Here is a 12,426-nt window from a genome sequence, read left to right as displayed (position 1 = left end):
TACGACTGCTACAACGATCGCGAGAGTTTGCCGTAGGGGTTGCACGAACGCGGGCTATCCCGGCGCCCGAGTGATTGGGGAGAGTGCACAACCCACGCTCCCGTCGCTCGCCGAGTTACGAGTTATGCACCCTCGCGCGGCCGGTTTCTGCCTCGGAAGGTGCGGAAGTCGCAACTCGGGTGACCCGCGAATGTTCTCCGCACCCGCGGCTACGCTGGATTGGTGACGGTGGTGGACGCGAGCCCCGCGATCGAGGAGATCCTCGAGCGCGTGTCATCCGGTGCGCGACCGACCGTGGATGACGCGGAGGCCCTGCTCCACGCCCGCGGCGCCGACCTCGACCGCCTGCTGCACCTCGCGAGCCACCTCCGCGACGAGGGACTCGCCCGCGCGGGCCGCCCCGGCGTCATCACCTACTCGCGCAAGGTGTTCCTGCCGGTGACGACGCTGTGCCGCGACCGCTGCCACTACTGCATCTTCGTCGATACCCCCGGCCAGCTGCTCAAGCTCGGCAAGCCCGCATACATGAGCCGCGAGCAGGTGCTCGAGGTCGCCCGCGAAGGCGCCGCCCTCGGCTGCAAAGAGGCGCTCTTCACGCTCGGCGACCGGCCCGAGGAGCGCTGGCCCGAGGCCCGCGCGTGGCTGGACGAGCACGGCTACTCCTCCACACTGCACTACGTCGCCGACATGGCGCAGGCCGTGCTCGACGAGACCGGCCTGCTGCCGCACCTCAACCCCGGCGTGATGAGCCGCGAGGAGCTCGAGTACCTGCGCCCCTTCGCCCCGTCGATGGGCATGATGCTCGAGACCACTTCGGAGCGGCTCTACACCGAGCGCGGCCAGGTGCACTTCGGGTCGCCGGACAAGGACCCGGCGGTGCGCCTGCAGGTGATCGAGGATGCCGGTGCCGCCCGGGTTCCGTTCACCACGGGCATCCTCGTCGGCATCGGCGAGACGGTGCGCGACCGCGCCGAGTCGCTCGTGGCGATCCGGGACGCGGACGACCGGCACGGGCACGTCCAGGAGGTCATCGTGCAGAACTTCCGTGCGAAGCCCCGCACCGCGATGCAGGACGCGGACGACCTCGAGCTGCAGGAATACGTCGCGGCCGTCGCCGTCGCCCGCCTCGTGATGGGTCCGGATGCCCGCATCCAGGTTCCCCCGAACCTCTCCGACGAGACCGAGTTCGGCCTGCTCGTGCGCGCCGGCATCGACGACTGGGGCGGGGTGAGCCCGCTCACCGCCGACCACGTCAACCCGGAGCGGCCGTGGCCGCACCTCGACGACCTCGCCCGCCTCACAGCCGCCGCCGGCTTCGAGCTGCGCGAGCGCCTCACCGCCCACCCCGAGTACGTCGGCGACCCGGAGTGGATCGACCCCGCGGTCGCCGGGCGGCTGTCGCAGCTCGCCGGGCCCGATGGGCTCGCGGCCTCCCCCGGACTCACCACCTCGCACGGGCACAGTTCATTGGCAATGGCGCGCGAAACTCCGGACGCCCTAGCAACTTCGCTGAGCCCTCGCGAGGAGGACTGGGTCGGGATGCTGCTGTCCACGGGCGACGCGCTCGAGGAGCTCGTGGCGCGCGCCAACGACCTGCGCCGGTACACCGTCGGCGAGGCGGTGAGCATCGTCGCCAACCGCAACCTCGACTCGACGCGGCTGCCGGAGTACGGGCTCGAGGGCGCCGAGGCTGTCGCCCGCGACGCGTGGGGGCTCGGCGCGACGGAGCTGTGCGTGCAGGGTCTCGCCCCGGAGGGCGGGTACCTCGAACTGGCCCGGGCCGTGAAGGCGGCGGCTCCGGGCATCCACCTTCACGCCTTCCGGCCGGCGGACATCGACGACCTGGCCCGCCGCCTCGGGGCGAGCCTGGATGACACGCTCGCCGCCCTCCGCGAGGCCGGAGTCGACACCGTCCCGGGCACCGGGCTCAAGGTTCTCGACGACGCGGTGCGGTCACGCGTCGCCCCCGGCGACCTCCCCGTGGAGCGCTGGGTCGAGGTCATCACGGCGGCGCACCGCGCGGGGCTGCGCTCGAGCTCGGTGCTCTTCTACGGGCACGTCGAGTCGGCGGAGCAGCGCGTCGCGCACGTGCGGCGGCTCGCGAGCATCCAGGACGAGACCGGCGGGTTCACCGAGTTCGTGCCGATCCCGCTGCCGGGGCCGTCGGGCGGGGTGCCGCTCGTGCCGGGGCGCTCGGCGATCGACGAGCACCGCGCGATGGTCGCGGTGTCGCGGCTCATGCTGCACGGACGCATCCGGCACATCCAGGTGCCGTGGACGCGCGTCGGCGTCGAGGGCGCTGCGGTACTGCTGCAGTCGGGGGCGGATGACCTCGGCGGCACGCTGTTCGACGGGGGTGTGCATCCCGAGTTCGGGGCGGAGCACGGGCTCGAGCTGCCGATCGCGACCGCGCGGCGCATCGTCGGCCCGCTGTTCCGGCCGCTACGGCAGCGCACGACGACGTACGGCGAGCCGCCCGCGGATCGGAAGCTCGCGTGAGGCACATGCGCGTCGCGATCATCGGCGCGGGCTTCGCCGGGATCGGTGCGGCGATCGCGCTGCGCGACTCCGGCGAGCGCGACTTCGTGATCCTCGAGCGAGCGGAGAGCGTCGGCGGCACGTGGCGCGACAACCGCTACCCGGGGGTCGCGTGCGATGTGCCGTCGCACCTGTACAGCTACTCGTTCCTTCCCAACCCGGATTGGTCGAGCGTGTTCGCGTCGGGACCGGAGATCCACGAGTACCTCGAGTCGGCGGTGCACACGCAAGGACTCGAGGAGCACCTGCGGCTGAACACGGCGATGACGGGACTCGACTGGGATGACGAGTGGGCCGTCTGGCGCGTCGACACCAGCCAGGGCGGTTACACGGCGGACGCCGTCATCCTCGCCGCCGGGCGACTCACCGAGCCGCGCATCCCCGAGGTGCCCGGCATCGAGAGCTTCCGCGGCGAGCTGTTCCACTCGGCGCGCTGGCGCGGCGACGTCGAGCTCGCCGGTCGCCGGGTCGCCGTCGTCGGGACCGGAGCATCGGCCATCCAGCTCGTGCCGCGGCTCGCCGACGCGGGCGCGCACGTCACCGTCTTCCAGCGCAGCGCGCCCTGGATCGTGCCGCGCCCCGACCGGGCCTACTCGGATGCGGAGCGCGCATCCTTCGCCGCCGACCCGGAGGCGATGGCCGCGTTGCGCTCCGCCCAGTTCTGGGAGGGCGAGGCGATGTTCGCGGCTCGCGCCGGCGACCCGGCCGCGGTGGCGGATGCCCGCGCCGAAGCCCTCGAGCACCTGCACGCCCAGGTCGCCGACCCTGCCCTGCGCGCCGCCCTCACCCCCGACTACGAGATCGGCTGCAAGCGCCGCCTCATCTCGAGCGACTACTACCCGGCCCTGGCGAGCGGCGCGGTCGCCCTCGAGGCGTCGGCGCTCGCCTCCGTCGACCGCGGCGTGCTCGTCGCGGCGAGCGGCGCGCGCGTCGAGGCCGACGTCGTCGTGTTCGCGACCGGGTTCGAGTCATCCGAGCAGCCCTACGCGGCGCTCATTCGCGGGGTAGGCGGCACCACCCTCGCCGAGCACTGGAAGCGGGGAATGACGGCGTTCGCGTCGACGAGCATCCACGGCTTCCCCAACCTGTTCGTCGTCAACGGGCCCAACGCGGGGCTCGGCCACAACTCCGCCGTCTACATGATCGAGACGCAGCTGCAGTACATCCTCGGCGCTCTCTCGCACCTCGACGCGTTCGGCGGGGTGCTGGATGTCTCGGCTCGGGCCGAGCGCGCCTACACCCGCATGATCGACCGCATGGCCGCCCCCACCGTCTGGCTCACGGGTGGCTGCGACAGCTGGTACCTCGACCCGCGCAGCGGGCGCCTCACCCTGCTCTGGCCGGGCTCGGCGCACGAATTCCGAGAGCGGAACGGTACCTTCGACCCCAGACCGTACGAACCCAAGGAGACCCATGTCGCACCCCATCCGCTTCGGGTACAAGGCGTCCGCTGAGCAGTTCGCGCCCCGCGATCTGCTGAACTACTCGGTGCTCGCCGAGGAGGTCGGCTTCGACTCGGTGTTCGTGTCCGATCACCTCCAGCCGTGGAACCACGACGGCGGCCACGCGCCCGCCGCCATGCCGTGGTTGGGGGCGCTCGGGGCATCCACCGACCGCATCATCATGGGAACCTCGGTGCTGACGCCGACGTTCCGGTACCACCCGGGGGTGATCGCGCAGGCGTTCGGCACGCTCGGGTCGCTGTACCCGGGCCGCGTCATCCTGGGCGTCGGCACCGGCGAGGCGCTCAACGAGGCGACGCTCGGCATCCCGTGGCCGGAGTCGCCGGAGCGGTTCGCCCGGCTCAAGGAGGCCATCCAGCTCATCGAGACGCTGTGGGCCGAGGACCGCGTCACGTTCGAGGGCGAGTACTACCGGACCGTCAACGCGACGATCTACGACAAGCCGAGTTCGCCGGTGCCGATCTACATCGGGGCAGCGGGACCGGCGGCGACCCGGCTCGCGGGACGCATCGCCGACGGCTTCATCACGACGTCGGGCAAGAAGCCGGAACTGTACACCGAGACCCTCCTGCCGGCCCTCGCCGAGGGGCTCGAGAAGGGCGGGCGAGCGCCGGGCGACGTCGACACCCTCCTCGAGGTGAAGGTGTCGTTCGACCACGACCACGAGCGCGCCCTCCAGGACACCCGCTTCTGGGCGCCCCTCGCGCTGTCTCCCGAGGAGAAGATGGGCGTCGAGGACCCCGTGGAGATGCAGCGGCTCGCGGATGCCCTGCCCATCGAGCGGGCGGCGTCGAGATTCATCGTGTCGACGGACCCCGACGAGCACGTGTCCCGCATCCGGGAGTACCTCGACCTCGGGTTCCGGCACCTCGTGTTCCACGGGCCGGGTCACGACCAGGAGCGGTTCCTCAAGCTGTACGGCGACGAGATCCTGCCGCGGTTGCGCGCGCTGTAGCGCGCTGGAGCTATGAGCGGGTTACCCCGCGGTCCCAGTGCACGTTCCGGCGAGATGCGTCGTGCCGCGGCAGCGCGCATCGTGCCGAAACCCGCACAAGCGCGGGCTCGGTCGGGCTACAACCGGATCCGCAGGAGCTCGAGCGCCCGGGCGATCGCCGCGCGGCGGTGGTCCCGGCCTCCCGCCCGAGCGGCGGCGGAGAGCATCCCGATCGACAGGATGATGTCGCCGGTGCTGTAGTCGGCGGGAACGGTTCCGGATGCCCGGCCCTCGTCGATGACGGCGTCGAGGATGCCGCGCATCCGCCCCTCGAACTCCGCGAGGTGAGGGTCGTCGGCGAGGGATGCGGTGAGCTCGATGAGCACGGAGATCTCGGCGAGCTGCTCGGCGACGACGGTGAGCACGTCGGAGAGCGATCCCCCGCGGTCGACGATCTCCTGCAGGTCGTCGAGGTTCGACTCGAAGGCGGCGAAGGCAAGCTCGCCGCGCGAGCGGAAGTGCCGGTAGAGGCTCGCCTGCCCGACACCGGCGCGCTTCGCGATGGCGCTGAGCGGAGCATCCACGCCCTGCTCGGAGAAGACCTCCGCGGCGGCCCGGATGAGAGCCGCGCGGTTCTGCGCCGCGGCGGCTGGTCCCCGGTTGCTGCGCGTGGTGCTCATCGGGGCAGTCTACGTCGCTCGACTCGGGAGCCTCAGCGAGCGGGCGCGCTCAGCCGGTAGAGCACGTGCGGCCGCAGCGGGCTGCCGACCGGGACCGACGGATGCTCGAAGTCGTCGTCGCTCGAGGTCCCCATGCCGAGGCGCTGCATCACCCGCTGAGACCGCTCGTTGAGCACCGCGGTCATCGAGACGACCTCGTCGAGACCGAGCTCGCCGAAAGCGAAGGCGAGGGATGCCCGTGCCGCTTCGGTCGCGAGACCGCGACCCCACGCGTGCCGGGCGAGGCGCCAGCCGACCTCGGTCGCCCCGCGGAACGGCACCTCGACGGTAACGGGAGCGAGACCCGTGAAGCCGACGAACTCGCCGTCGAGGTCGACGGCCCAGAGGCCCCAGCCGCGCTCGTCGAGGGCGGCCGAGATGCGGTCGAACGAGGCATCCGCCTGCTCGCGCGTGAGAGTCGCCGGGAAGAACTCCATCACCTCCGGGTCGGCGTTCATCGCCGCCCACGGCTCCCGGTCGGACTCGCGCCAGTGGCGCAGGAGGAGGCGCTCGGTGCGGATGTCACCCATAGGAGTCGTAGGGCGGGTAGTCGTCGTCCGGTGGGATGTCGTCGATCGGGAACTCGTCCGCGGGAGGGGCGGTCGGGCGGCGGGAGCGGGCGGGGCGCGGTGCGTCGGGGGTGAAGGAGGAGACGGGGGAGCTGGGCGGGGCGCCGCCGTCGAGAGTCTCGGGCGACGACCCCGCCGCCGGCACCGGTCGGCCGGCGACGACCGCGAGAATCGCCTCGCCGTACTGCTCGAGCTTCTTCTCGCCCACGCCGGAGATCTCCGCGAGTTGCCCGAGCGACGACGGCTCGGTGATGGAGATTCCGCGGAGCGTGGCATCCCCGAACACGATGTAGGCGGGCACACCTTGCGCGCGCGCCTCGCCCGCCCGCCATTCGCGGAGCCGCTCGAAGAGCGGCACGGCATCCATCGGCAGCTCGGCGGCCACCGCCCGGCGCGCCGACTTCGAGGGCCGCGGGGCCTCGCGCCGCAGCAGCACCTGCTCCCCGCCGCCCAGCACCCCGGCGGAGGCGGGAGTGATGACGAGGATGCCGTACTCCCCCTGCACGGCGAGGAGTCCTCGAGCGAGCAGCTGGCGCACGACTGCCCGCCACTCCTGCTCGGAGAGGTCGCGACCGATGCCGTAGGTCGTGAGCTCGTCGTGCCGGCCGCGCGTGATGCGATCGGTGGTCTTGCCGAGGAGGATGTCGATGATGTGGCCGGCGCCGAACTTCTGGCCGCGCTCGCGGTCGAGCCGCACGACGGTGGAGAGGAGCTTCTGGGCGGCGACCGTGCCATCCCAGGTCTCCGGCGGGGCGAGGCACGTGTCGCAGTTGCCGCACTCCTGCGACGACTGCCCGAAGTACTTCAGCAGCTGCACGCGGCGGCACGTGACCGTCTCGCACAGGGCGAGCATCGCGTCGAGGTGGGCGGAGAGGTTGCGGCGGTGGGCGAGGTCGCCCTCGGACTGGTCGATCATGCGGCGCTGCTGCACGACGTCTTGCAGTCCGTAGGCGAGCCACGCCGTCGACGGCAGCCCGTCGCGACCGGCGCGACCCGTCTCCTGGTAGTAGCCCTCGACGGACTTCGGCAGGTCGAGGTGGGCGACGAAGCGCACGTCGGGCTTGTCGATGCCCATTCCGAACGCGATCGTCGCGACCATGACGAGGCCGTCCTCGCGGAGGAACCGCGACTGGTTCGCGGCGCGCAGAGTCGAGTCCATGCCCGCGTGATACGGCAGCGCGGGCACCCCGTTCTCGACCAGGAACTCCGCCGTCTTCTCCACCGACGCGCGAGACAGGCAGTACACGATGCCCGCATCGCCGGAGTGCTCCGTGCGGATGAGCGACAGCAGTTGCTGCAGCGGCTGCGCCTTCGTCTCGATGCGGTATTGGATGTTCGGACGGTCGAAGCTCGACACGAACTCCCGCGCGTCGCCCAGGTCGAGCCGCTGGGCGATCTCGCGCCGGGTCGCGGCCGTCGCGGTCGCGGTGAGCGCGATGCGCGGCACGGAGGGCCATCGCTCGTGGATCATCGACAGACCGAGGTACTCCGGCCGGAAGTCGTGGCCCCACTGCGACACGCAGTGCGCCTCGTCGATCGCGAAGAGCGCGATCCGGCCGCGGTCGAGGAGACCGGCGGCCGCCCTCAGCCGCTCCGGCGCGAGGTACAGCAGGTCGAGCTCGCCCGCGAGGAACGCCGCCTCGACCGCCGAGCGATCGGCGGGCGACTGCGTCGAGTTGAGGAACGCCGCACGCACCCCGACGGCGGCGAGGGCATCCACCTGGTCCTGCATGAGGGCGATGAGCGGCGAGATGACGACGCCCGTACCGTCGCGCACGAGCGCGGGCACCTGGTAGCAGAGCGACTTGCCGCCACCGGTCGGCATGAGCACCAGGGCATCCCCGCCGTCGATGACGGTCTGGATGATCTGCTCCTGCTGCCCCCGGAAGCTCGAGTACCCCCACGTCTTCTCGAGCACGCCGAGCTTGTCGGGCAGGGCGGAGCTGGCGGGGGTCATGCGATCCAGCCTAGGCGGCGCCCCCGACGGCATCGGCGGACGGCATCGCCGGGATGCCCGAACCCCGGTGATCTCGTCGCTGGGGAGGAGCGCTCCACTCCCCCCGGTGCGACTTGCGCGCCGACCGTACTCCCGCCGGAGTATTTCGCCCCCACGGCCTCGCCCCCGGGCGCAAACTGCAGTTACTGTTCGAGAAATTGCAGTTACTGCACATCGCACCCGAGAGGAGCAGCACCACCATGACAGACCTCGTGATCGATGCCCAGGGCATCGGCAAGACCTACGGGAAGGGGTCGGCGCGGTTCACCGCACTCGCCGACGTCACCGTGCAGATCAGGCGGGGGGAGTGCGTCGCGATCGTCGGCAAGAGCGGCTCGGGCAAGTCCACGCTCATGCACTTGCTCGCGCTGCTCGACCAGCCCGACACCGGCACCCTCGCGATCGAGGGCGTCGACACCCGCGCCCTCAACGCCCGGCGCACGAGCGAGCTGCGCAACCGCACGTTCGGCTTCGTGTTCCAGCAGTTCTTCCTCACGCCGGGCACGTCGGTGCTCGACAACGTGACCCTCCCGCTCGAGATCGCCGGGGTCGCCCCGCGCGTCCGCCGCGAGCGCGGTCGTGCCGCCCTCGCCCAGCTCGAGCTCGACGACAAGGCCGGGTCGAATGCGACCGACCTCTCGGGCGGTCAGAAGCAGCGCGTCGTCATCGCGCGGGCGCTGGTCTCCGAGCCGAGCGTCATCTTCGCCGACGAGCCCACCGGCAACCTCGACACCGCGACCGGCGCCGTCGTCGAGGAGACCCTGCTTCGCCTCAACCGCGAGCAGGGGATCACGCTCATCGTGGTGACCCACGACGAGGATCTCGCCGCGCGCTGCGACCGCCAGATCGTGCTGCGCGACGGACGCATCGTGTCCGACAGCGCCCGCGAGGAGGTGGCGGCATGAGAGCGGCAGACGTCGTGACGAAGGCGGTGCGCAACACCTACCGCAGCAAGCTGCGCACCACACTCACCGTCCTCGCGCTGTTCGTCGGCGCGTTCACCCTCACCCTCACGACCGCGGTCGGCGCGGGAGTCACCGACTACGTGACCAAGCAGGTCGCGTCGCTCGGCGCCGACGACGTCTTCATCGTCACCCGCACCGCGGAGACGACGACGGATGGCCCGGCCGAGTACGACCCCGAGACCTCGAGCGCCTCGACCGGCACCACCGGACCCGGGCTGCCCGGCACGGGAGCGAGCGATCCCATCACCGAGGCCGACCTCGACGAGATCGCCTCCTTCGACGGCATCCTCTCCGTCGACCCCGTGCAGACCGCCGCCGTCGACTTCGTGCAGTACGACGACGGGACGAAGCTCGAGCTCACCATCAGCCCCACCTCGTCGGTCACGAACGCCGACCTCGTCGCGGGCGAGCAGCTCGACGAGGGCGGCGACCCGCAGCTCGTCCTGCCCGCCGACTACGTCGACCCGCTCGGGTTCGGCTCCGCGGAGGACGCCGTCGGAAGCACGGTCTCCATCGGCATCACCGACGTGCTCGGCGAGCAGCACACCGTCGAGGCGACGATCGCCGGGGTGAGCCAGGAGTCGCTCCTGAACTCCGGCGCCGGCGCCAACACCGCCCTCGTCGACGAGCTCGTCGAGGTCCAGTCGGCGGGGATCGACTCGGACGACCCGCGCTACGCGATCGCCGTCGCCCGGTTCGACACGAGCCTCTCCTCCGACGAGGTCGCCGCCCTCAAGGCGGAGATCATCGACGCCGGGTTCGGTGCGCAGACCATCCAGGACCAGCTGGGCGTCATCAAGACCGTGATCGACGGCATCATCGGCGTGCTCAACGCGTTCGCCGTGATCGCCCTCATCGCGGCGGCGTTCGGCATCGTCAACACCCTCCTCATGAGCGTGCAGGAGCGCACCCGGGAGATCGGCCTGATGAAGGCGATGGGGATGCGCGGGCGCACCGTGTTCGCGCTGTTCAGCCTCGAGGCGGTCGCCATCGGCTTCCTCGGCAGCGCACTCGGCGTCGGAGTCGCGGCACTGCTCGGGACGGCCCTCAGCGGTGCCCTGAGCGCGGGGCCGCTCGCCGCGCTGCCCGGGCTGACGATCCTGCTCTTCGAGCCGGCATCCATTCTCGGCATCATGCTGCTGATCATGGCGATCGCGTTCCTCGCGGGCACGCTGCCGGCCCGGCGGGCGGCGGCCAAGAACCCGATCGACTCACTACGCTACGAGTAGTCCGGCAGGCAGGGAGGTCATCGCATGGAACGCGGTCCGCGCCACGCGATGACCTCCCGCAGGATCGAGACCGAGGCCGTGCGACTCGTGCGAGAGCGGGGCTACGACGCGGTCACGGTCGACCTGATCTGCGAGGCATCCGGGGTCTCGCAGCGCACGTTCTTCAACCACTTCCCGACGAAGCTCGACGCGATCGTCGGGACCCATCGCCCCCGCGTCGACGAGGGCCAGGTGCGCCGTTTCCTCGCGTCGACCGGAGACGACCTGCTGGGCGACCTGCTTGACCTCGTAGCCGGCATGGCGCCCGGCGGGGCGGACGACCCCGAGCTGATGGCAGCCCGCTGGGCGATCATCACGACCACGCCGGCGCTCCTGCAGTCGGAGATGGAACGGCTGCTGAGCGTGCAGCGCGAGCTCGCCGAGGTCATCGAGCTGCGGATGACGCGGCACGCCGCACCCGGCGAGTCGCCCGACGACATCCGCGCCGAGGCCGTGCTGCTCGCGCACCTCGTCGCGGCCTTCCTGCGCTTCTCCATCGAGGGCGTCGAGCCGGGCGGCCCGCCCGCACGCCCGGATCTCGAGAGCTCGCGCCGCACCCTCGAGCAGCTGCTCCCGAAGCTCGCGCGGCCGCGGGACTGACAGGGCTGACCTGCGCCGGTCAGCGGCGGATCAGCGGCGCATCAGCCGAGCGTGAAGAAGTCGCGCAGCTCCTCCCCCGAGTCGAGCACGCGCGGCGCGGGGCCGACGAACGGCGGCGACGTCACGAGGTTGGGGATGATGTGCCCCGCCCCGGCGAGGGTGATGAGGCGCACCCCGGGCCAGTCGGTGCGGGTGACGGGGCCGTCGGTCGACTCGAGCGGGGCATCCGTCGTCCGGGCGTAGGCGACCGCGGTCTCGCGGGCCGAGATCACCTGGCCCTTGCTGCGGCCGAGCACCCGGACGGTGCCGCCGTGGTACGGCATCACGGGGTCGGCGGTGCCCTGGATGAGGAGGGTCGGGATGCTCTGGCGCAGGTCATCCGGGTACTCGCGGTCCTCGGCGACGGGCAGCCCGGCGGCGATGAGCATCGCACCGGCGAGCGGAACGTCGCTCTCCCGCACGTAGCGGTGCAGCAGCTGGCCGCCGTTGGAGTAGCCGATCGCGAGGGTGGGGCGGTCGAAGCGACGGACGACGGCCTCGACGAAGCCGATGTCGTCGACGTTCTCGCGCTGGGCCGCGGAGGTCTGGAGGCGGCGGCCGTCGTTCCACGCGCGCCGGTACCCCTCGAGGTACACGAGGTCGGCGCCGAGCGACTCGGCGAGGTGCTCGAACGTGCGGCCGCTGAAGCGCCGCATCGTGGCCGGCTTCTGGGTGGTGCCGTGCAGGGCGAGCAGGAGCGGGGCGTCGGGGTTCGGGGTGGTGGGGGCGAGGTGGAGGTACCGGCGTCGGCGTCCTCCGATGTCGAGCGATACGGTCTGGGGGGTGTCGGTGAGGGGCATGTCTTCTCCTATACTTGAGTTCCTCAAGCAGTGTGCCTCATTTGCTTGAGTTATTCAAGTAATGGAGCCACCATGGCGACGCGCCCCCTCACGACGACGATCACCGCGATCGAGCGGATCGCCGGCGCCCACCGCGGCGCCGCCGTTCCCGTGCTCCACGAGATCGGCCTCTCCGAGACCCAGGGCTCCCTGCTGTGGGCGCTCGGCGGCAGCATCACATCCGACCTGACCATGAGCGAGGCAGCCGCCGCCCTGTCGTGCGACGCCTCCAACCTCACCCTCCTCGCCCGGCACCTCGAATCGCTCGAGCTCGCCGAACGCATCCCCGATCCCGCCGACGGCCGCCGCAAGCGCCTCACCCTCACCGACCGCGGCCGTGAGGTGGTCGACCGGATGACTCGCGCCCTCGGCGAGGCGACGCCGCTGCGATCCCTCACCGACGCCGAGCGCGCCACGCTCGACGAGCTGCTCGCGAAGGCGGTCGGGTAGCGGCCTGACCGAACGTGGTCACGCTACTGTCATTTAGTGGGCTAAA

11 protein-coding genes are annotated in these 12,426 nt (G+C 71.4%); 7 read left to right on the top strand and 4 right to left on the bottom strand.

Annotated elements, in window-relative coordinates; genetic code table 11:
* Window positions 1-222: 222 nt before the first annotated feature.
* From cofG to fgd, 3 genes are read left to right on the top strand one after another with little or no spacing between them, the layout of a single operon-like run.
* Window positions 223-2,499, top strand: coding sequence for a 7,8-didemethyl-8-hydroxy-5-deazariboflavin synthase CofG (gene cofG / locus Q5716_RS10165; protein WP_305003022.1), 2,277 nt, complete (start codon window positions 223-225; stop codon window positions 2,497-2,499).
* 5 nt (window positions 2,500-2,504) lie between these two features.
* Entirely contained in the window at window positions 2,505-3,992 is a 1,488-nt protein-coding gene (locus Q5716_RS10160) for a flavin-containing monooxygenase (protein ID WP_305003373.1), read from the top strand.
* Window positions 3,952-4,956: a glucose-6-phosphate dehydrogenase (coenzyme-F420) gene (fgd, locus tag Q5716_RS10155; RefSeq protein ID WP_305003021.1), complete on the top strand. Its 1,005-nt coding sequence runs from the start codon at window positions 3,952-3,954 to the stop codon at window positions 4,954-4,956. Before Q5716_RS10160 ends, fgd begins: the two co-directional genes overlap by 41 nt.
* A gap of 116 nt (window positions 4,957-5,072) precedes the next feature.
* Here fgd and Q5716_RS10150 read toward each other — a convergent pair whose 3' ends face one another.
* From Q5716_RS10150 to recQ, 3 genes are read right to left on the bottom strand one after another with little or no spacing between them, the layout of a single operon-like run.
* Window positions 5,073-5,615: a TetR family transcriptional regulator gene (locus tag Q5716_RS10150; protein WP_305003020.1), complete on the bottom strand. Its 543-nt coding sequence runs from the start codon at window positions 5,613-5,615 to the stop codon at window positions 5,073-5,075.
* A 32-nt stretch (window positions 5,616-5,647) separates the two neighbouring features.
* Complete coding sequence (locus tag Q5716_RS10145) at window positions 5,648-6,184, bottom strand: GNAT family N-acetyltransferase (RefSeq protein WP_305003019.1); 537 nt, start codon at window positions 6,182-6,184, stop codon at window positions 5,648-5,650.
* On the bottom strand, window positions 6,177-8,213 hold the full coding sequence (gene recQ, locus Q5716_RS10140; RefSeq protein ID WP_434056612.1) for a DNA helicase RecQ: 2,037 nt from the start codon (window positions 8,211-8,213) through the stop codon (window positions 6,177-6,179). Before recQ ends, Q5716_RS10145 begins: the two co-directional genes overlap by 8 nt.
* 206 nt (window positions 8,214-8,419) lie before the next feature.
* On the opposite strand from recQ, the gene Q5716_RS10135 reads away from it, so the two are divergent.
* Genes Q5716_RS10135 through Q5716_RS10125 form a run of 3 tightly spaced genes read left to right on the top strand, consistent with a single transcriptional unit; the run spans window position 8,420 to window position 11,052 of the window.
* Entirely contained in the window at window positions 8,420-9,124 is a 705-nt protein-coding gene (locus Q5716_RS10135) for an ABC transporter ATP-binding protein (protein ID WP_305003017.1), read from the top strand.
* Window positions 9,121-10,413, top strand: coding sequence for an ABC transporter permease (locus Q5716_RS10130; RefSeq protein WP_305003016.1), 1,293 nt, complete (start codon window positions 9,121-9,123; stop codon window positions 10,411-10,413). The genes Q5716_RS10135 and Q5716_RS10130 overlap by 4 nt, the downstream gene beginning before the upstream one ends.
* A 24-nt stretch (window positions 10,414-10,437) precedes the next feature.
* Window positions 10,438-11,052 carry a TetR/AcrR family transcriptional regulator gene (locus tag Q5716_RS10125; protein ID WP_305003015.1) on the top strand — a complete coding sequence of 205 codons (615 nt, stop codon included), beginning with the start codon at window positions 10,438-10,440 and terminating at the stop codon, window positions 11,050-11,052.
* A gap of 41 nt (window positions 11,053-11,093) precedes the next feature.
* Here the strand turns inward: Q5716_RS10125 and Q5716_RS10120 are convergent, their stop codons facing one another.
* On the bottom strand, window positions 11,094-11,891 hold the full coding sequence (locus Q5716_RS10120; RefSeq protein WP_305003014.1) for a CE1 family esterase: 798 nt from the start codon (window positions 11,889-11,891) through the stop codon (window positions 11,094-11,096).
* Between the two features lie 72 nt (window positions 11,892-11,963).
* On the opposite strand from Q5716_RS10120, the gene Q5716_RS10115 reads away from it, so the two are divergent.
* Complete coding sequence (locus tag Q5716_RS10115) at window positions 11,964-12,380, top strand: MarR family winged helix-turn-helix transcriptional regulator (protein WP_305003013.1); 417 nt, start codon at window positions 11,964-11,966, stop codon at window positions 12,378-12,380.
* Window positions 12,381-12,426: the final 46 nt, after the last annotated feature.

It is taken from the genome of Antiquaquibacter soli, from assembly GCF_030580675.1.
Classification (GTDB): Bacteria; Actinomycetota; Actinomycetes; order Actinomycetales; family Microbacteriaceae; genus Rhodoglobus; species Rhodoglobus soli.
Note: the sequence above shows the minus strand (reverse complement) of the source record. Positions and strands in the feature narration are given on the sequence as shown.

Excerpts from the sequence above, each read along its gene's own strand:
- Q5716_RS10115 (WP_305003013.1), top strand. The coding sequence starts at position 11,964 with ATGGCGACGCGCCCCCTCACGACGACGATCACCGCGATCGAGCGGATC.
- Q5716_RS10135 (WP_305003017.1), top strand. The coding sequence starts at position 8,420 with ATGACAGACCTCGTGATCGATGCCCAGGGCATCGGCAAGACCTACGGG.
- recQ (WP_434056612.1), bottom strand. The coding sequence starts at position 8,213 with ATGCCGTCGGGGGCGCCGCCTAGGCTGGATCGCATGACCCCCGCCAGC.
- Q5716_RS10160 (WP_305003373.1), top strand. The coding sequence starts at position 2,505 with ATGCGCGTCGCGATCATCGGCGCGGGCTTCGCCGGGATCGGTGCGGCG.
- fgd (WP_305003021.1), top strand. The coding sequence starts at position 3,952 with ATGTCGCACCCCATCCGCTTCGGGTACAAGGCGTCCGCTGAGCAGTTC.
- Q5716_RS10120 (WP_305003014.1), bottom strand. The coding sequence starts at position 11,891 with ATGCCCCTCACCGACACCCCCCAGACCGTATCGCTCGACATCGGAGGA.
- Q5716_RS10150 (WP_305003020.1), bottom strand. The coding sequence starts at position 5,615 with ATGAGCACCACGCGCAGCAACCGGGGACCAGCCGCCGCGGCGCAGAAC.
- Q5716_RS10125 (WP_305003015.1), top strand. The coding sequence starts at position 10,438 with ATGGAACGCGGTCCGCGCCACGCGATGACCTCCCGCAGGATCGAGACC.
- Q5716_RS10130 (WP_305003016.1), top strand. The coding sequence starts at position 9,121 with ATGAGAGCGGCAGACGTCGTGACGAAGGCGGTGCGCAACACCTACCGC.
- Q5716_RS10145 (WP_305003019.1), bottom strand. The coding sequence starts at position 6,184 with ATGGGTGACATCCGCACCGAGCGCCTCCTCCTGCGCCACTGGCGCGAG.